Annotated in this window: 15 protein-coding genes, 3 tRNA genes and 2 pseudogenes; 11 read left to right on the top strand and 9 right to left on the bottom strand. The window is 53.0% G+C overall.

Going from position 1 to position 19038, the window contains the following annotated elements:
• The first annotated feature begins 2 nt into the window (after window positions 1-2).
• The 4 genes and pseudogenes from rhaD (at window position 3) to NYE92_RS06265 (ending at window position 2092) form a co-directional block, all read left to right on the top strand.
• On the top strand, window positions 3-845 hold the full coding sequence (gene rhaD / locus NYE92_RS06280; RefSeq protein WP_013026315.1) for a rhamnulose-1-phosphate aldolase: 843 nt from the start codon (window positions 3-5) through the stop codon (window positions 843-845).
• Window positions 835-1149 (top strand): L-rhamnose mutarotase, encoded by a 315-nt coding sequence (gene rhaM / locus NYE92_RS06275; protein WP_014605485.1) that lies wholly within the window; start codon window positions 835-837, stop codon window positions 1147-1149. The genes rhaD and rhaM overlap by 11 nt, the downstream gene beginning before the upstream one ends.
• Before the next feature lie 283 nt (window positions 1150-1432).
• Window positions 1433-1785: pseudogene (locus tag NYE92_RS06270) on the top strand (type II toxin-antitoxin system RelE/ParE family toxin).
• Between the two features lie 4 nt (window positions 1786-1789).
• Window positions 1790-2092 carry a helix-turn-helix domain-containing protein gene (locus NYE92_RS06265; RefSeq protein WP_014605486.1) on the top strand — a complete coding sequence of 101 codons (303 nt, stop codon included), beginning with the start codon at window positions 1790-1792 and terminating at the stop codon, window positions 2090-2092.
• A gap of 522 nt (window positions 2093-2614) precedes the next feature.
• Here the strand turns inward: NYE92_RS06265 and NYE92_RS06260 are convergent.
• A tRNA-Asn gene (locus NYE92_RS06260) sits at window positions 2615-2690 on the bottom strand.
• Between the two features lie 320 nt (window positions 2691-3010).
• On the opposite strand from NYE92_RS06260, the gene NYE92_RS06255 reads away from it, so the two are divergent.
• Window positions 3011-4132 (top strand): Gfo/Idh/MocA family protein, encoded by a 1122-nt coding sequence (locus tag NYE92_RS06255; protein ID WP_014605487.1) that lies wholly within the window; start codon window positions 3011-3013, stop codon window positions 4130-4132.
• Window positions 4133-4211: 79 nt separating this feature from the next.
• Here the strand turns inward: NYE92_RS06255 and NYE92_RS06250 are convergent, their stop codons facing one another.
• The 4 genes from NYE92_RS06250 to NYE92_RS06235 form a co-directional block, all read right to left on the bottom strand.
• A complete protein-coding gene (locus tag NYE92_RS06250) occupies window positions 4212-5039 on the bottom strand; it encodes a glycosyltransferase family 8 protein (RefSeq protein WP_259018753.1) in 828 nt (275 codons plus the stop codon).
• Window position 5040: 1 nt separating this feature from the next.
• Window positions 5041-6438, bottom strand: a complete 1398-nt coding sequence (locus NYE92_RS06245; RefSeq protein ID WP_259018752.1) for a D-arabinono-1,4-lactone oxidase — start codon at window positions 6436-6438, stop codon at window positions 5041-5043.
• Window positions 6439-6511: 73 nt separating this feature from the next.
• Window positions 6512-7150 carry a TetR family transcriptional regulator gene (locus tag NYE92_RS06240; protein WP_013026308.1) on the bottom strand — a complete coding sequence of 213 codons (639 nt, stop codon included), beginning with the start codon at window positions 7148-7150 and terminating at the stop codon, window positions 6512-6514.
• 178 nt (window positions 7151-7328) lie between these two features.
• Window positions 7329-7955 carry a LysE family translocator gene (locus NYE92_RS06235; RefSeq protein WP_014605490.1) on the bottom strand — a complete coding sequence of 209 codons (627 nt, stop codon included), beginning with the start codon at window positions 7953-7955 and terminating at the stop codon, window positions 7329-7331.
• A gap of 281 nt (window positions 7956-8236) precedes the next feature.
• Here NYE92_RS06235 and NYE92_RS06230 point away from each other — a divergent pair, with 281 nt between their 5' ends.
• The gene (locus tag NYE92_RS06230) at window positions 8237-8707 is read left to right on the top strand and encodes an Lrp/AsnC family transcriptional regulator (RefSeq protein WP_014605491.1); all 471 of its coding nucleotides are present in this window, start codon (window positions 8237-8239) and stop codon (window positions 8705-8707) included.
• Between the two features lie 302 nt (window positions 8708-9009).
• Here the strand turns inward: NYE92_RS06230 and NYE92_RS06225 are convergent, their stop codons facing one another.
• Together NYE92_RS06225 and NYE92_RS06220 are read right to left on the bottom strand one after the other, a co-directional pair.
• Window positions 9010-9411 carry a hypothetical protein gene (locus NYE92_RS06225; RefSeq protein ID WP_014605492.1) on the bottom strand — a complete coding sequence of 134 codons (402 nt, stop codon included), beginning with the start codon at window positions 9409-9411 and terminating at the stop codon, window positions 9010-9012.
• 267 nt (window positions 9412-9678) lie between these two features.
• Window positions 9679-9754, bottom strand: a tRNA-Asn gene (locus NYE92_RS06220).
• A 290-nt stretch (window positions 9755-10044) separates the two neighbouring features.
• Here NYE92_RS06220 and NYE92_RS06215 point away from each other — a divergent pair.
• Both NYE92_RS06215 and NYE92_RS06210 read left to right on the top strand, forming a co-directional pair.
• Window positions 10045-11844: a DNA/RNA non-specific endonuclease gene (locus NYE92_RS06215; protein WP_259018751.1), complete on the top strand. Its 1800-nt coding sequence runs from the start codon at window positions 10045-10047 to the stop codon at window positions 11842-11844.
• Window positions 11845-11875: 31 nt separating this feature from the next.
• Window positions 11876-12058: pseudogene (locus NYE92_RS06210) on the top strand (2Fe-2S iron-sulfur cluster-binding protein); the annotation flags it as partial.
• 309 nt (window positions 12059-12367) lie between these two features.
• Here NYE92_RS06210 and NYE92_RS06205 read toward each other — a convergent pair.
• Window positions 12368-13912, bottom strand: a complete 1545-nt coding sequence (locus NYE92_RS06205; RefSeq protein ID WP_014605495.1) for a methyl-accepting chemotaxis protein — start codon at window positions 13910-13912, stop codon at window positions 12368-12370.
• A gap of 797 nt (window positions 13913-14709) precedes the next feature.
• A tRNA-Asn gene (locus NYE92_RS06200) sits at window positions 14710-14785 on the bottom strand.
• Between the two features lie 503 nt (window positions 14786-15288).
• On the opposite strand from NYE92_RS06200, the gene NYE92_RS06195 reads away from it, so the two are divergent.
• Genes NYE92_RS06195 through NYE92_RS06185 form a run of 3 tightly spaced genes read left to right on the top strand, consistent with a single transcriptional unit; the run spans window position 15289 to window position 18776 of the window.
• Window positions 15289-16212 carry a sugar ABC transporter substrate-binding protein gene (locus NYE92_RS06195; protein WP_013026300.1) on the top strand — a complete coding sequence of 308 codons (924 nt, stop codon included), beginning with the start codon at window positions 15289-15291 and terminating at the stop codon, window positions 16210-16212.
• Between the two features lie 30 nt (window positions 16213-16242).
• Entirely contained in the window at window positions 16243-17727 is a 1485-nt protein-coding gene (locus NYE92_RS06190; RefSeq protein WP_013026299.1) for a sugar ABC transporter ATP-binding protein, read from the top strand.
• 23 nt (window positions 17728-17750) lie between these two features.
• Window positions 17751-18776: an ABC transporter permease gene (locus NYE92_RS06185; protein ID WP_024470980.1), complete on the top strand. Its 1026-nt coding sequence runs from the start codon at window positions 17751-17753 to the stop codon at window positions 18774-18776.
• Window positions 18777-19038: the final 262 nt, after the last annotated feature.

The following is a 19038-nucleotide window of genomic DNA, read 5'->3' as shown; positions in this document are numbered from 1 at the left end:
CCATGCAAAACATTCTGACATCCTGGTTCGTACAGGGGATGGTAAAAGCCACCAGCGATATGTGGTTGAAAGGCTGGGATGAGCGTAACGGCGGTAACGTTAGCCTGCGCCTGCTTCCCGAAGAAGTGCAGGACTTCGCCAGCGACTTTTATGCCGAACCGCGCTGCATTGAACTGAGTAAACCGGCACCGGCGTTAGCTAACGACTGGTTTTTAGTGACCGGGTCTGGCAAGTTTTTTCGTAACGTGCAGCTCGACCCGGCAGACAGTCTGGTGCTGCTGCAGGTGGATGACCAGGGGTTGTCGTATAAAATTCACTGGGGATTAAGCAACGGTGGGCTGCCGACCTCTGAACTGGCGGCGCATTTCCAGTCGCACAGCGTACGCAAGCAGGTGACTCAGGGAAGCGATCGGGTGATTATGCACTGCCATGCTACTCACTTTATGGCGCTGAGCTACGTTGTAAATCTGGATTCGGCACGCTTTACGCGCCTGTTGTGGGAAGGCAGCACAGAGTGTCTGGTGGTGTTCCCGGACGGGGTGGGCATTTTGCCATGGATGGTGCCGGGCACTGACGGTATCGGTCAGGCAACGGCAGATGAGATGGCGATCCACAGCCTGGTCATGTGGCCCTTCCACGGCATCTTTGGCGCGGGTCCTAATCTTGATGAGACCTTTGGCCTGATCGACACCGCTGAAAAATCATCGGAGGTTGTCGTAAAAGCTCTATCTATGGGCGGTATTCGTCAGAGCATCACTACCGCGCAGCTGATCGCGCTGGGTGAACGCTTTAATGTTAAACCCTGGCAGGCAGCACTGGATGCGGAGCGCAGCGATGTTACGTAAAGCTTTTGTCATGCAGGTGCATGCTCACTGCCACGATGAATACCTGCGTCGCCATTCACCCATCTGGCCGGAACTGGAACAGACGCTAAAAGCGCATGGTGCCCATCACTATGCTATCTGGCTGGATGCAGATCGTAACCTGCTGTTCGCCAGTGTTGAGATTGAATCAGAAGCCCGCTGGCTCGCGGTGGCGCAAACCGAGGTTTGCCAGCGCTGGTGGGCATCGATGAAAGATTTAATGCCGTCTAATGCGGATAACAGCCCGGTGAGTTCAATATTAAAGCCGATGTTTTATTTGCCTTAGAGAGCTGATGAACAGAACGACACAATCCCGAACCGCGCATAACCAAACCCGCTAGCCATAACGCGCTAGCCAAATGGCAAAAAACATAAAGCCCGCTCGGGTTTCCCTGAGCGGGTTTATCGATACAGATCGTAAAACGCTAAATGTCCTCGTAGCCATTCACTTAAACAACCGAATGCGCCTTCAGCTTTGCAGCAATACCGTATGAACCCCTCATTCCTTCGCGCCATACTTCTCTTTATCGCTTTACACCTATATAGCATTTAACCTATATCCCGGAGTTGTGTGGCCGATTAAAACAACGGATACGTTTGACTGCTGGTTTACCTCGCTTAGCGATATCGACAGGGCTGACGTGCTTGCAGCATTGTTGGTCCTGCGGGAGAAGGGGCCGGGTTTGTCCAGACCTTATACCGATAAGCTCAAAGGCTCCCGCTATAGCAACATGAAAGAACGACGTATCCAGAGCCGGGGCTATCCTTTACGGGCATTTTTGCCTTTGAGCCGGCCCGAACCGGCATTGTGCTTTGTGCTGGAAATAAGGTCGGCAATGAAAAACGTTTTTACGACGCGATGCTCCCGGTTGCTGACCGGGAATTTACGAACTGGCTTAACGCATTAAAAAATAAGGAGTAACGCGATGGGCAGAACGCTGGAACAGCTTATTGCGGATGAAAAAAATGACGTCGTGGATGAAGCTCAGGCGATGGCGACGGACATCCTGCTCAATATTCACCTTGCCGAACTGCGTGAGAAAGTACAAAAAACGCAGGTAGAAATGGCGCAGGCGCTGGGCATCAAACAACCTACCGTTGCAAGAATGGAAAAACCGGGGCACGACCTGAAGCTGTCCACGCTCAAACGCTATGTTGAAGCGACCGGTGGCAAGTTTCGCCTTGATGTTGAACTGCCGGATGGTTCTCACTACGGTTTTGTGCTTTAAACCCGCAGGGCCGTTCAACGTAGCCAGCCGATCGTTTCTTAGGGTTTTGCACGATGCCTGCGCGACGGCCCCAACGCATTTTCCATTCGCGCGGCGACGCTCTCAGCCAGGTGTTGCTGCGCGAGACAGCTATTCTTTGTCAGTCGTTAACGGATAAACTCGCGCTGCTTGCGGGCACCGGAAACAAAGTAAAGCCTGCGGACGGGTACTCGCACAATATAGGGCTCTTTTCGGATGAGGCGATAGTTGAATACCAAAGACGTGAATCGCCTGAATCAACAAGCAGAGACGGACCATAAGAATCGGTCAGTTCAGGGGTTTTGCAAGACGTGATACGACGGATTTTCAGGGCTGAAAAGGGACAGGTTTGTCGTGCCATTATCGAAATGAAATAAAAGGAATCGTACAACGCATTTCGCCGGACGCGTAGGGTAGGTCGATACGCGTCGGGGAAGATTTTCACGCTAACTTACGGCAACCTGGCTGAGCAGGTACGTTTCAGTAGGCCTGAAAACAGGAAGATGGCTCCTCTGACTGGACTCGAACCAGTGACATACGGATTAACAGTCCGCCGTTCTACCGACTGAACTACAGAGGAATCGTTTGAACGGGGCGCATATTATCGACGTCCCGCAGGCTTGTCAAAGCTCTTTTTCACAAAACTGTCTAATTGCTGAAATACTCGCCAACTCCCGCGTTTTAACCGTTTCGCTTAGCGTACTGACGCAATCGAATAGCTGTAATTTTGCACCTTTTATTCAGTAAACAGAATCTCTGTTTCATTTTTATAAAGCTTTGCACGACATTCCCTCACGAATGTTCTTTATGTTCGTCACATTTATTTCATTTTTAAATTGAAATACTCATAAATGGAATTTAAATTTCATTTAATCCTTTCTCTGTCAGCCCGGAGTTAAAATGAACAAAGTCAGAATCGGCATGATCGGCAGTGGCTATATCGGTCGTTGCCACGCGATTGCCTATGCCCAGGCACCCGCGGTGTTTGCGTTAAAAGGGGAGATCGTGCGTGAAATGCTGGCAGAGGTTAATCCCGAACTGGCCGCAAAGCAGGCCGCCACCTTTGGTTTTTCCCGCTCTACGGGCAACTGGCGCGAGCTGGTGAGCGACCCGAATATTGATGTTGTGGACATCTGCGCGCCCAATTTCCTGCATAAAGAGATGGCGCTGGCCGCCATTGCTAACGGCAAACACGTGTATTCCGAAAAGCCGTTATCCCTGACGGTGGCCGATGCGCGGGAAATGGTTGAAGCGGCCAATACAGCAGGGGTTAAAACCCTGGTGGGCTTCAACTATATGAAGAATCCGACCAGTCAGCTGGCAAAAGAGATCATCGCGCGCGGTGAAATCGGCGAGGTGGTGCACTTTTACGGCACGCACAACGAAGACTATCTGGCGAAACCGGAAACGCCACTCGACTGGCACTGCCAGAAAGCGCTGGCCGGGTTAGGCGCGCTGGGCGATCTGGCGGCGCACATCGTCAATATGGCGCACTACCTGGTGGGCAATATTGCGGAAGTCAGTGGGGATATGATGACGGTGATTAAAACCCGTCCTGACCCAAAGGATCTCAGCCGTCAGTTGCCGGTTGAAAATGAAGATCAGGCCAGCGCCTTGCTGCGCTTTCACAACGGTGCGCACGGTGTGATTGAAACCTCGCGTATCGCCTGTGGGGCCAAGATGGGGTTGACCTATGTCGTGACCGGCACCAAAGGTACCCTGCGTTACACTCAGGAGCGCATGGCCGAGCTGGAGCTGTATATCCATGATGAACCGGCGGGGCGGCAGGGCTTTAAAACCCTGCTGACCGGGCCTGCGCATCCGGACTATGCTAACTTCTGCGTCTCAGCAGGTCATGGTATTGGCTTTAACGATCAGAAAACGGTAGAAATTCGCGATCTCATTAATGGCATTGCCGCTGGCGACCCTATGTGGCCTGATTTTGCAGAAGGATTGCAGGTGCAGAAGGTGCTTGAGGCCATCGCGCTGTCGGCGGCAGAAAGGCGCTGGATGGCGGTATAGCCTTTAAGTGACATTATACAAAACCAGTCCATGATCCGGATGTGGCCCCGGGCTTAGTGCCGGGGCCGGTTGATGCTGATCAGGCTGAGACTTTATCCCACCACAGTTTATCCATCGCATAATAGCGATCACGCTGACTAACAGGCTGAGACAGATCGCGCTGCCACGGCTTATCCAGAATGTAATGCAGGTTCTTCACCTCTTCACATTCCCACAGCTTATCGTGCTGGAAACGCAGCGTTTTTAGGGCATTGTAGACATAGGAGAGCGGCAGCCACTGGCCTTTAAAAGCCTCGTTCAGCAAATCCTGCTCTGAAAAGGCGTACTGGCTCAGGTCCTCTATAGCGGCAATGCGCGCTTCAAGTTTTTCAAAAACGGCGTTATCAGGCTCCAGCACCAGAAAGCCGCCGTTGAGGTAATAATCCACATGTGCGGGCGGCGACTCCTCACGTTCCTGCCAGGTGTAGTGGCAGAACTCGGGCTGCCAGCTGTCGGGATAGGCCTCGATCTGATTCGGATTGCAGCGGCAGGCGTGGCAGGCGGCCAGCGCATGGCCACCCAGATCCAGCGAGAACAGCTCATCCATGTTCTGAAGTACCAGCATATCGGCATCCAGAAAGACCACCCGCTGATAGTCGGTCAACTGCCAGGCGCGCAGTTTGGTCCAGACTTCACCAAAACGTTCAGATGCATACTGCGGGTTCAAATCGCTGTGCGGATAAAGCCCCTCCACATGTTGGATTAAGCAGCCTTCCTCTTCCAGGATCGCGCAGTCTTGCTCATCAATGGCAGCGGTTGCCATCACGACCAGGGGCCAACGCGTTTGACTTTGAGTGAGTGAACAGCGCAGCGCTTTTACGCCGACCAGATAATCCGGTTGCGTCAGTAAGGTTACCCAGGCAAACATATCATCCCTTATCGAATTGATTAAACAGTGCAGCGGTGTAGTCGTTGCTCAGACGGCCTTGCGGATCGAACTGCTCACGCAGAGCACGGAAGGACGCCCAGTGCGGGTAGAGATCCTGCCAGCGGTACAGCGAGGCGTCGTAATACTTGCCCCAGTGAGGGCGACCGCCTTCTTCTGCCAGAAGCTTCTCCACCTCACTTAAAAAGTGCAGGCCCGCTTCTGAAAGGGAGCCGTCGTCGGCGTAATACACCACAAAGCCAAAGAAGCAGGTGGGCTGGTCAAAGGCCGGGCTGAGCCATGCCGATGACGCACCTGTACAACGCAGGATGATGGGATAGTGCATATGCGGGCGATTGTCGGCGTACCAGCGTTTAATCTTGCTGATGACTGCTGGCGTTTTTTCCAGCGGTACGCCAATTTCGACGTTGATCTGCGGCACGGCGATACCGCGACAGAACAGCTGATAGATGTCGCCTGTCACATCGGTAAAATCCCGAAAGCGCGTTACGGTACGGAACTGTTTGCCGCCCTTGCCGTGAATTTGGGTGTCGCGATGCATGTGTTCCAGCGTCTGATCGATCGTGTCGTTGAGGCTGTCGTCGCCTTCATCGGCGTGTTCCATCACCTCACGATCGTTCTGCGCATAATGGTGGATCTCCTCCTCGCTGGCCTGATGTGCATTCCAGACGTGGATAAAATTGTCATCCACAAACCACCAGGCTTTGCTGAGTTCGTATTCATCATTCCAGCGCAGCAAATCACTTTCCAGGCTGTCCGCCGACACCGCATTTTTATGGCAGGTGAAAATACGAAACGGCTGCGTGCGCAGGGTCACTTCGGTCACAATGCCCAGCACGCCCAGCGACACCAGTGCGGCAGGAAAATCTGCATCGCCACGTGACAGCTCACGGATCGAGCCGTCGCTCAGCACCATGCGAATGTGCTCAGCCTCATCAGCAATGGAACTCTGGTGCAGGCCCTGACCGTGAGTGCCGGTAGCCATTGCGCCCGCCAGCGTCTGAACCGAAATCACGCCGGGTGAGGAGGCGAGCATACGATCCATTTCCGTTAAGGTACTGTAGATTTGTTCCAGCGGGGTCGCGCCGGCGAACGTGACGCTGTGTGCATCACTGCGGATCAGGCCGGACAGTGCACTCAGATCCAGCAGCAAATCATCGGGGTGCACGGCCAGCATTCTGCCTGGGGAGTAGGTTTTACCGGTTACGCGCACTTTGCCGCTTGACTCACGCAGTAACTGCCGGAGTGCGGCCTCGTCAGCAGGGCGTTTAACCTGCTGCTGCGTACCAATCTGCGCGTTTTGCGCCCAGTTCCAGACTGCATCATCTTGTGGATCAAGGTGGGTCTGGCGAAGCGGATAAAGGTTGGCGTCTTTGCTCAAACTGCTTTCCTTACTTAAGTGATATTAAGAATACCCCTTAAGCATAGACTATCGCTTTCAACGCCCTGTGAGCCTACTGATGCCGACAGATATAACGCAGCGTGGCCGTCACCGCTAACTGGCGATTGCGGCTGATAATATCCTCTTCACTTTTGTCCGGACTGAACAGCGTATTAAACGTGAACCGGTTAGAAACCTGATGTACGCAGATACTACTGATAAGGCGATGTACATCCAGCGTGTCCAGCGGCTGAATAAACAGCCCCTGCTGTTGACCGCGCGTCAGGATGTCATCCAGCAGATCCAGCGCGCTGCGGTTAAGCTGGCTCAGCCGCACGGATTGTGAGATGTAGCGTCCGCGAGAGAGGTTCTCCATGCAGATCAGCCGAATAAAATCAGGATGCGAAACGTGATAATCGAAGCTGGCCTCAACCAGTTTCGTAATGGCCTGTCCGGGTTCCATTGCCGCCAGATTCAGGCCGGTTTCATGTTCCCTGATCTGCTGATAAACCTGCTCCAGCACATCAATATAGAGCTGCTCTTTATTGCCAAAGTGGTAGACCACCATGCGTTTCGTCGTCTGAGCACTCTCGGCGATCTGCTCCAGCCGGGCGCCCTGCATGCCGAACTCAGCAAAGATTTTGAGTGCGCCAGCCAGAATGCGTTTTTTAAGCCCTTCAGGATCGTTTTTGCGTTTTGTCGTGTCCGTCATAGTGCTCAGTGGGTTGCCAGGTAACGAGAAGGTAAGGGGGCGATATTACCACAGCGTAACCATGCGGGTGGGGATACAGCAGTAAAATCCCCTTTAAGCAGGATTAATCAGCCTGTTCTGAAGCCCCGTTATCCACAAGGCAGCCGTCACCTACCTGTTATTTCACCTGGTCGCTCAATTACAGCGTTTTAACAATCATACCCATGGCGGCCAGCAGCATCATCACGCCCACGACCCGGTACATGATCCGCAGCGAGCGCGGGCGGGTCAGAAACACGCGGACTTTCACCGCCGCCAAAATAAACATCGCGCCCACGGCCAGTAATACGGCAGCGGTAACGGGAACCAGTACGGCACCCCAGAATTTCAGTGAAATTGCCTCCAGGGAAATAACGAGCGGCAGTATTGCCAGATAAAAGGCAATCGTTTTGGGGTTGCCCAGCGTAATACTCAGCCCCGACAGCCAGGCGGAGACCAGTTGCTGACGGGTAACCTTCTGGTCAATGCTGATAGCATGGGGTTGATAAGACCAGAACTGCCAGGCCAGATAGCCCAAATAAAGCGCCGCCGCCCAGTTAATCAACGTAAAGAGCGCGGTATAGGTCTTGGCCACAATGCCCAGACCAAATACGGCCAGGGTTAAATAAAACACATCGCCCATTATCACGCCGATAAGCGCAGCAAAGCCTGCCAGTGAACCCCCATTGATGCTACGCGCAACGATCGTCGTCATCCCAGGGCCCGGAATCGCGGCGGCCAGTCCCAGCGCCAAAATATAAGGCAGTAATTCAGTTTGAAGCGACATGATGTTTCCTTCATTCAATAGGGATAAGAACGTTGTTTACAGGCGTGATTGCGTTAACAGAGCGTGCATTCTGGAAAGAATGCGATGCCGCTTGCTCATCCCGCTTCTGAGCATAAGAACCTGCTCTGTGCCGTTTAATGCCATTCCTCTGCTGCGCAATACAGCCTGATTAAAGTATGCCTGAGCTGGGCAGAAATACGTTGTCTGAATATCGCTTCTGTGCCGTAATTATGGCAATAATTTGCCTGTAAAATAGGTTAAACAGAAAGGATATGACTGATATGCCGCTTGATAAGACAGAGGTGAAAATTTTAAGCATCTTGCAGGATGATGCCCGGATGACCAATCAGGAGCTTGCCGATAAGATCGGTATGTCTGCCTCGCCCTGCTGGCGCAAAGTCCGCAAACTGGAAGAGCAGGGCGTGATAAAGGGCTATCGGGCAGTGCTGGACCGTAAGAAAACCGGCTCGGGCGTTATGGTTTTTATTCGGGTGGTCATTGACTGCCACAGCGAAGCTGAAGCGGAAAAGTTTGAGCAGCAGGTGACCGCGCTGGAGGATGTTGTGGCCTGCTACAGTATCGGCGGCGATGCCGATTTTTTGTTACAGGTGGTGGCAACCGACCTCGACTCTTACGCCGAGTTTGCCATGTCGGTGGTGCGCAGGCTGCCGCGCATTAAAGAGATGCAAAGTATGTTTGTTTTGAAAGAGATTAAACCGCTGACGGCCTATCCGGTTAAAAACCCCCGATGAGATGATTGGCTCACGCTTATGCCGTGTTTGTCAGAAGGCCTTTGTTATTTTAATGCGATATTGCGACACGGCGCTTAACGTGCAGGTCTGTTTTAGCCGGTGAGTTATAATGTCCGGTTTTTGCACCCTAAAGGCCGGTAAAAGACGTTCGCCCTTTAGGGATTTGAATACGGCTAGCGCGTTTCTACGACAGGCAGGCGAATATCATCATTGCAAACTCACAACGCGATATCACCTGCCTTTGTCATTTAAATACGCCATTGACGATGACGTGTTAAAGGCTCGGAAAATCGCGGGCTGTTTTAAATGGCCCGCCCGATTTTTTTCGTGCCTTTCATGTAGTAAAGATTGTGATAGTGACCATTTGAATAAATCACCACGAATCTGCGCGCGCCAACATAGGCGCCAAAACTGTTTTTTGCGTTAATCACGCCCGGGATGACCCAGCCAAACATCAGTTCTTCTTTATCCTCGGGCACATTCATTACCCAGGTATACCCTTTAAAAGGTTTAAAAAAGCGATAATGCGCGCTGTAAGGATCTTTCAGGTGATAATAAAACGTATTTCTGACATCCGTTTTATAAGTGTCTGGCAGCGTACCGTAGTTGGCGAGCTGCACCTGGAGGGGATCGGGTTCATGGGAGCGTGCTACACATCCTGTCAACATCATGGTTAAAGCAAAATACAGAATGGGATTTCTCATCCATAGCCTCTTAGGGGGACGTTTTTTATTATAGAGCGAAACACTAGCACCCGGTTTATATTTCGGTCTATAAACCGTTGATGAACGGATAATTTATATTCAGTAATCAGTTGGTCATGTGCATGGATCAAATGGGAAAAAGCGAAGGGTGTACTGGCTTGTTCTGGGAACCTGATGTTGGCAGCAATCGTCGTTCAGAGGCGACTGGAGAGTATAAAGATCAACAAAAAGCCCGCTCAGGTTTCCCTGAGCGGGCTTCTTTAAATCTGGCTCCTCTGACTGGACTCGAACCAGTGACATACGGATTAACAGTCCGCCGTTCTACCGACTGAACTACAGAGGAATCGTGCTACAGGGCGCATAGTAATGGAGTCGGCATGCTGAGTCAAAGCGGTTTTACCCGCTTTCGGATCGTTTGCTGAAGGATTCAGCAGCCTGGTTGTTTCATCCACAGTTTACCGCATGGCAGGGCCGTTCAAATCGTCAGGAAAGGCCAGTTCAAGACGCCGAAACAGTCTTATATAGATCATGTTTTCTGCAGGTTAGCCACTGTGTCGCAGCGCCGCAATGTGCCGCCTGTTCCGTGATAAACGGCTATGGTTAAAGAGAGCAAACCCAACCATGGAGATGCGAATGAACGAGCAACTGAAAGCGCAGATAGCCTCAAGGCTGGCGATTACGGCCGGGCAAAGGCAGCAGACGCGCACTGCGCTCAGCCAGGGCCAGCAGGCGGAACCGGACTCACGACGAGCGCAGCGCTATGCGTTTCAACAGCGGGCCCGCCAGAGCGTCATTATGGGCGCTAACGACTTGCTGCCGGTGTCATTTTTACAGCAGGGGTTACGCGCAGCCCGCGCCGTCGCGCTGGTCAGAGAAGATGGCATACCTAAGGGAAGTGGATTTCTGACCTATGGCAACCTCTTCGTCACGAATCATCACGTGCTGCCTGAAGCCCCCATTTCGGGGCGCATCACGCTGCAGTTCGGTTATCGCCAAGACGAATCCGGCGAAATTCTTCCGGGACGTCTCTATGCGGTGGATGCCGACAGCTTCTGGCTTTCCAGCCCGACGGAGGCGTTCGACTGTACGTTAATAGCGCTTGGCGAGGCGCTTACCGACAGCGGTGAGCCACCGCTGCCGCTGGCACTTAACGATCGTAATGATAAACATGCGCTGGGCATCAGCCTCAATCTCATTCATCATCCGGGTGGTGCGCCACAGCAAATCACGCTGCGCAACAATGCCCTGTTAGCACGTCACGAACAGTTTCTGCACTATGAGGCCGACAGTGAAGGCGGCTCGTCAGGTGCACCGGTCTTCAACGACGGCTGGCAGCTGGTGGCCCTTCATCATGGCGCCACAGAAGACAGCGGAAAATGGGTTAACGAAGGCATTCGCATGAGTGCGCTCACCGACTGGCTGAAGGGCGAGTTGCCAGCGCTGTCCCCGCATGGGCAGGCAATCCTGATGCAGGCGCTCACGGCCGATAATGCACCGCTACTGCCTGAGTCCAGTGCCGCCGCGCCAGATGAAAACTACTCTAATCGCGACGGTTTTCAGACAGACTTTCTGGCGGACAATCCTGTCGATCTGGCACAGATTATCGCGCCGCGTGCAGGGGAAGTCGCCCCTCTGCGTGACGGGCGCAACGGCGCTGATGCCAGGCTGAATTACGAGCACTTTTCTCTGCTGATGAATGCCGAACGACGGCTGGCTTTTTTTACCGCCACCAATATCGATGGGGCACGCTATATCAACATTGACCGTGGCAGTGGGCAACCTTCGCTGTTGCCCGAAGGTGACCGCTGGTATGAAGACAGCCGCATCGACAGCCGCTATGTTACTGGTGAGTCGTTTTATAGCGCGTTCAGTCGCTGGTTCGATCGCGGTCATCTCACCCGCCGCAGCGATCCCACCTGGGGCACGGCGGCCGAGGCGGTGCGCGCCAATAAAGACACGTTCCACTTCACTAATTGTTCCCCGCAGCATTTTCGCTTTAACCAGAGCGTGCAGTATTGGCAAGGGGTTGAGCGCTATATCCTGGAATACGGCGTGTTAAAAACCAAACAGCAAATTAGTGTACTGACCGGCCCGGTACTGAACGATCAACATCGGCAGTACGGGGATTTGCAGGTCCCGCTGCTGTTCTGGAAGGTCGTTCTGCGCATCGGTCCACAGGGCACGCCGCAGGCCACCGCACTGCTGGTCAGTCAGGATAAGCTGCTGGATGAGCCTCGCCGCGTGTTGCCGCTTTTACAACCGGAAGCGGTGCCGCAGGTGGATGAATATCGCGTGGCGGTTCGTTCACTGGAAACCCTGACCGGGCTTGATTTCAGCGCATTTCGCGACTGGGACAGCTGGCAGCCCGATCCCAGCCTGCTGGCCGAGCCTGTGCAGGCAAAGCTGATTATGACGTGGCCGGAGCTATTGTAAACGCGAAGAAAACGTCACTGGCTGACGCCTTAAGCTGGGGCTGCATATTCCCAAGGCGTGCGGTATGGGGATCTGCGGCACCTGCAAGGTGAAATGCCTGGAAGGGGAAGTGGAGATGAACCACAACGGCGGCATCACAGATGAGGACGTGGAAGAGGGCTATATTTTGTCGTGCTGTAGCATTCCCAAATGCAATATTGTCGTCGAGTTTTAAACCCATGCAGACGAAGGCTTGCGGGGAGCATCCTCTTTTTTCCGACGTTGAGGCGTCAGTGAACAGCGAACCTCATCGAGATTCGCTGTGTAATGCCATTGTAAAAAGCAGGCGGGAGCGCGTGAAAGGGGGGCTACTCCGGGTGTGGCGATTGTTGTCATACGTGCGCAACAACGGCAGCAATGCCAGCCTGAACCCTGTGATTTTCTGTGCTGTGGATCAGGGCTTTATTCCTGTGCCGGCACCCGTTGAACCGGGATGCTCTACGAAAACAGAAAATATGCTTCACCATGAACCCACAACCCGTTCTCAGACATGAAACGCCGCTACCATACCGCGCAGCGCCTGCGCCTGTTCAGACAGCGAACGCGAGGCTGAAGACGACTCCTCGACCAGCGCCGCATTGTTCTGCGTCACGCCGTCCATCTGACTCACCGCCACGCTGACCTGTGAAATCCCCTGCATCTGCTCGGAGGACGCCAGAGAGAGGGAGTCCATGGCCTCCGCCAGCTCGCCGACCATCCCGACAATTTTGATGATGCTCTGCCCGGTCGAGGAGGCCACGGCAACGCCGCTTTCCACTTGCTCAACGGCCTGTTCAATCAGGATCTTGATATCGCGGGCCGCCGTGGCGCTGCGCTGCGCCAGCGTGCGCACCTCACCGGCCACCACGGCAAAACCGCGGCCTTCCTCGCCGGCGCGCGCCGCCTCCACCGCGGCGTTCAGGGCCAGGATGTTGGTCTGAAACGCGATGCTTTCAATGACCGAGGTAATGTCCCGGACTTTAGCGGCACTGACGGAAATATCCTGCATCGTGCCAGACATCCGCTGCACGTCGGCCTCACCCGAACGGGCCAACTGGGCCGTATCGCGGGCCGATTCAGCGGTTTGCTGCGCGCCAGCGGTGTTGCTCTTCACCGTGGCGGTCAGTTGCTCCATGCTGGCAGCGGTTTCCTGCAGGGCGGCCGCCTGCTGCTCGGTTCGTGACGACAGCTCGGTGTTGCCCTGGGCGATTTCGTCGGCCGCCAGCGCCACGGAAGTGGAAGCATCCTTTATCTGCGATACCAGGCCGCGCAGCCTGGCCTGCATGCTGTCCAGTGAGGCAAGCAGGCTGCTGGTGTCGTTGCGACGCAGCAGCACGGTGGAGGTGAGGTCTCCGGAAGCGATGGTCGCGGCCAGCGCCTGAGCCTGTGCAGGTTCACCGCCCAGTTGGCGCATCAGCTTCCTGCTGATGACGAGACAAATCAGGGCGCCGGAAATGACGGTTGCAATGATGAGAACAATAAAGGTTTTGATAACGCGGCTGGCGGATGCGTTACTTTCCACGGCGGTGTTTTCAGCAAAGGCACGCTGCATGTCCGTGAGTTCGTTGAGACTGGAGATAAGGATTTGCTGAGGGGGACGAACAACGTTGGTCAGATAATCTGCGAGGCCATTCAGTTGTCTCTGCCTGCCCATGTTTGCCGCCGTCGCGAGTGTCGTGAGCGCGGCCTGTTCATTCTGCTGTACTTTCCTGAGTAGGCCAATTTCCTGCTGGTTATGGTCGCGTTCGATCATGGATGCGAGCTCAGTGCGTTTCTGGGTATAAACCCCTTTCTGAGTTTCAAAGCGGCCCCACTCATTCTCAATTGCTTTTTGATCAGAGAAGAGCGCCATGTTTCTCACCTCAACAAGCATGTTTCTCAGCGCCGTACCTGCATCATTAGACAAAGTCACTTTTTTAAGGTTGGTGTTGACGATCTCATCAATATTCTGACGCGTCTCAAGCAGATTGCTGATTGCAACCGCTGAACTGATGACGAAAAGCAGTATCAAAAAAGCAAAGCCAGCAGACAGTCGTGTCGATACCTTCATCATTCTCTCCGGTTATGGTGTTGTCGTACCCATGTTGTTTTCGGCAAAGAACGAGTGAACCTAAGTGTCCTTTTCAGAAACCGCAGAACGACGCTTTTTTAAGACGGAGGGGATATCGGTAGGGGCTGACGCCATAAAAGCCATTATTTTTATATCAACACATGACTCAAGACTTCTGTTGCCTGTAAACATACCTGACCACGCCAGCGCTATGGGTAGCGCTTCCTTGCCCAATGCTGTCGCGGACAGCGCCACGCTTTACAAACAGAAAGCCTTAGCCTTGTAGACGTTAGCCAAACCGGGCGCAGAACAGCGCGGAAGAGCCCAGCTTTCAACAGGATACCTCCTTTTACTGCGCCAGCCTGCAGGTCGGAATCTGAACCAACTTTTCCAGTTTAGTGCGGTTATGCGGGATTGATCTTCTTTTTCAGCCAGTTACGCATAGCGTCGCGCGGATGGCAGACGGAGTCAGTGACGGGCACCTGATGCAATGCGGGATTCTTTTTGGTCGAGGCGCTCTCGGAGAGGACAGCGGCGTGAACCGTCAGGATGGACAAGCAGAGAAAGACGCTGTGAATCAGTCAGTATAAAAGGCGATCACAAGGGGGATGCTGAGGCTTTTCACGTAGGGCTGGGGAACAGATTTATGACGCTATTATCGAGCGGGAATGATGCCAATCAGACTTGCTGTTTTGCCGAATGCGCAGGTTAACCCCACTACGCATCGGAAAAATTTCTCACGCAGACGTAATAAAACCGGATTGAAAGGCTTTAAAGCATGCCTGAAAACAAGAATTTGGCTCCTCTGACTGGACTCGAACCAGTGACATACGGATTAACAGTCCGCCGTTCTACCGACTGAACTACAGAGGAATTGTCAGAACGGGGCGAATAGTAGCGGCGCCGGTTAGGGATGTCAAAGCCCTCTTTCATGGTTTGCGTTTAAGTGCTCGTAAAAGCAGCGTATTGGTGAATATCAGACACATTCGCTTGCTTTTCAAACTGCTAACAGGATCTCACTTTAACGCCATTTCTCAGTAGATGTTAGACGCATGTCAAAGTTTTGTTATTTGACGATATCAAAACGCTTGTTTCAGTGCTTTTATGATAAAAATTTCAAAAAAGAAATATATGGAATAAACAAACTGCTTGGCGCCTGAAAGTGGGATGGACGTACCAGCGCCAGGACGATACCGTCAGCATGTTAAGTAAAATCATGCGGATAAGAAAAGCAGTGGTGATTTTAGCAAAAGCATCAACGTAGTCGTCTTACCTCAAATTTTCCATAAAAACGCCGGCGAGGCGGTGTGAATGTAAAAGATATTTTTCATTCAAAACGTAAATCGCTAGCAAGTTAACAAATAAGAAGGGTCCCTATGAACATCAAAAAAACGATTGTTGCCTCACTGTTAGCCTGCATGTTGCCCGCCGCTGCGATGGCGAAAGATATTTCCGTGGGTGTTTCTATGGCGGTGTTTGATGACAACTTTCTGACGATTGTGCGTAACGCTGTACAAAATGAGATGAAAAAAGATGGCGTCAAAGGCCAGATCGAAGATGCCAAAGGCGATGTGGCCCAGCAGCTCCAGCAGGTACAGAACTTTATTGGACAGGGCGTTGACGCCATCATTGTTAACCCCGTCGACACTGACGCTGTAAAACCCATTATCGATCAGGCGTCCAAGGCCGGTGTGGCGTTGGTATTTGTTAACCGTAAACCCCAGGCCCAGCTAGGCGACAAAATGGCGTTTGTGGGCTCTGACTCTGAACTGGCGGGCCGTCTGCAGATGGAAGCCCTGGCGAAGGCGATGAACGGCAAGGGCAACGTTGCCATTTTATTAGGTGATCTGGCTAACGAATCGACCCGCGAACGCACCAAAGGCGTGGAAGCCGTAGTGGCGAAATACCCGAATATTAAAGTGGTGCAAAAGCAGACGGCGAAATTCAGCCGCAACGATGCGGTAGATGTCGTGAGCAACTGGATGACCGCTGGCGATGATATCAATGCCATCGCGTCAAACAATGATGAAATGGCGATTGGTGCCATTCAGGCATTAGGCAAGAACGATAAACACATTCTGGTGGCAGGCGTGGATGGCACACCGGATGCGTTGCAGATGATCAAGAACGGCAAGATGGTGGCCAGCGTATTCCAGGATGCAAAAGGGCAGGGTGAAGGCGCTGTTCAGACCGCAATCAAACTGGCAAACGGTGAAAAAGTGCAGAAGATTGTTGATATCCCATTCCAGCTGATCACCAAAGACAACTACACCAAATATACCAGCATGAACCAAAAATAAACGTCTGAACCCGTAGTACGGAGGTGATGTATGACCGCTTTTGCGCTTGAAGCCGAAGGCATCAGCAAGTTCTTTCCGGGTGTGAAGGCACTGGACAATGTGTCGCTGCGCGTCCGCTCTGGAACGGTACATGCTTTGATGGGTGAAAATGGCGCGGGCAAATCCACTTTAATGAAGTGCCTGATCGGGATTTACCGTCCCGATCAGGGCACCATCAAGATTAAAGGGGAGCCAGTGCAGTTCAGGGACACCATGGATGCGTTACGTTCGGGTGTGTCAATGATCCACCAGGAGCTGAATCTGGTGCCGCACATGACCGTGGCCGAGAATATCTGGCTGGGGCGGGAGCCGATGAAATTTGGTTTTGTCGATCATGCCCGGCTAAATAAAGACACGCAGGCGCTGCTTAACCGGCTCAATATCAAACTGAAAGCCGACCGCATGGTAGGCGAACTGAGCATCGCCTCACAGCAGATGGTGGAAATCGCCAAAGCGGTGTCCTGGGATGCCGACATTGTCATTATGGATGAGCCCACCTCCGCGTTGACGGAAACCGAAGTCGCACATTTATTTACCATCATTCGCGATCTGCGCGAACAGGGTAAAGCCATCGTTTATATCAGTCACAAAATGGATGAGATCTTTTCCATCACGGATGAGATCAGCGTGTTTCGTGACGGCAGTTGGGTGGGCAGCGACAGCACCAGTGCGTTCACGCGCCAGTCTCTGATCACTAAAATGGTCGGGCGTGAGCTGACACAGCTTTTCCCTAAATTCAACAATGCCATCGGGGAAGAGGTGCTGACCGTTCGTCATCTGAGCTGCAAAGACCGCTTCACCGACGTCAGTTTCGGTGTGCGCCGGGGAGAAATTCTCGGTGTGGCAGGCCTGGTCGGAGCCGGGCGCAGCGAAGTGATGGAAAGCCTGTTTGGCATGACGCATTTTGACAGCGGCGAAATTCTGATTGACGGCATCCCGGCGAATATTGACTCACCGTCGGTCGCCATCGAAAAGGGCATGGCATTTTTGACTGAAGATCGTAAAAAGTCAGGATTGTTTTTGGTGTTGTCGGTGCTGGAGAACATGAGCATTGTCAACATGCCGGAATACAGCGGCAAAAGCGGCTTTGTCAGCCATGTCAAAATGGCTCAGGACTGCATGGATCAAATTCGCCGTCTGAATATTAAAACCCCTACCATGGATCAAATCATCAATAACCTGAGCGGCGGCAATCAGCAGAAAGTGCTTATCGCCCGCTGGCTATTGGCTCAACCGAAAATCCTGATCCTGGATGAGCCGACGCGCGGCATTGATGTTGGGGCAAAAGCAGAAATTTATCGTTTGATTAGTGAGCTTGCCAACCGTGGCGTTGCCATCATTATGGTGTCCTCAGAGCTGCCTGAAATTCTGGGCATGAGTGACCGCATCATGGTGATGCATGGTGGGCGCATTACCGGCATCCTCGATAAAGAAGAGGCCGATCAGGAAACTATTTTGTCGTTAGCATCCGAATGAGGCGCGAAACCACGATGAGTAATATGAAAGCCACGGCCGCTCAGGCTTCTGAGCAACAACCCTCTTTCCTGGCAAGCCTGCGTCACCGGGTTCCAAAGGATACCGGCATCTTTGTGGTAATGGTGGGGATTGCCTTAATTTTTGAAATTTTTGGCTGGTATGTTCGCGATCAGTCGTTCCTGATGAACACGAACCGCCTGATTTTAATCGTATTGCAGGTCGCTATCATCGGTATCATCGCCGTCGGTGTAACCCAGGTGATCATTACGACCGGTATCGATCTCTCCTCCGGTTCGGTGATTGCGTTGACTGCGGTGGTGGCTGCCAGCCTGGCGCAAACCTCAGATACGCTGACGCCGATGTTTCCATCCCTGGTGAATATGCCTGCGGCCGTGCCGATTGCTGCCGGCATTGGCGTCGGTTTACTGTGCGGGTTGATCAATGGCGTATTGATTACCCGCACCGGCATCCCACCTTTTATTGCCACACTGGGCATGATGGTTTCTGCGCGCGGTCTGGCGCAGTATTACACCCAGGGTAACCCCATCAGTTTTCTGTCCGATGGATTCACCTCTATTGGTCAGGGTGCCATGCCGGTGGTGATTTTTCTGGTTGTGGCGCTGGTGTTTCACGTTGCGCTGAAACATACCCGTTATGGCAAATATGTTTATGCCATCGGCGGCAATATGACGTCGGCCAAAGTGTCCGGCATTAACGTCAACAAATACCTGATCATCGTTTACACCATTGCGGGTGCGCTGTCAGGCCTGGCAGGCGTAGTGCTGGCGGCACGCGTCAGCAGCGGCCAGTCAAGCATGGGCGTGGGCTATGAACTGGATGCGATTGCCGCAGCGGTGATCGGCGGCAGCAGCCTAATGGGTGGTGTGGGCCGTATTACCGGCACGCTGATTGGTGCGGTAATTCTTGGTCTGATTAAAAGCGGATTCACCTTTGTTGGGGTGGATGCCTATATCCAGGACATCATCAAAGGCATCATCATCGTCGCCGCAGTTACCATCGATATGCGACGCAATCGCGCTAAACGCTAAAATACGCTGCCGCCTTTGCGCCGTAGCGGCGTTGGCACCAGGCGCTTATCCCAGTCACATAGTTTACTATGCTCCTGGGCCTAAGCGCCCGGCGCCGCCTTGCTACAACACAAATGCGTTTGCGTATTCGCCTTTCTGACCTTTTTAAAAAAACGTGAGCGTATTGAGCGTTACAGGTGGGAAGACGTTTCGAATCGATCAACCGCTCAGGCAATAAACCTGTTTCTCCTCAGCCAACAGTCTTAGACTTTTACGCAGCCAC

It is taken from the genome of Pantoea sp. B566 (assembly GCF_024793925.1).
Lineage (GTDB): Bacteria > Pseudomonadota > Gammaproteobacteria > Enterobacterales > Enterobacteriaceae > Pantoea > Pantoea ananatis.
Note: the sequence above shows the minus strand (reverse complement) of the source record. Positions and strands in the feature narration are given on the sequence as shown.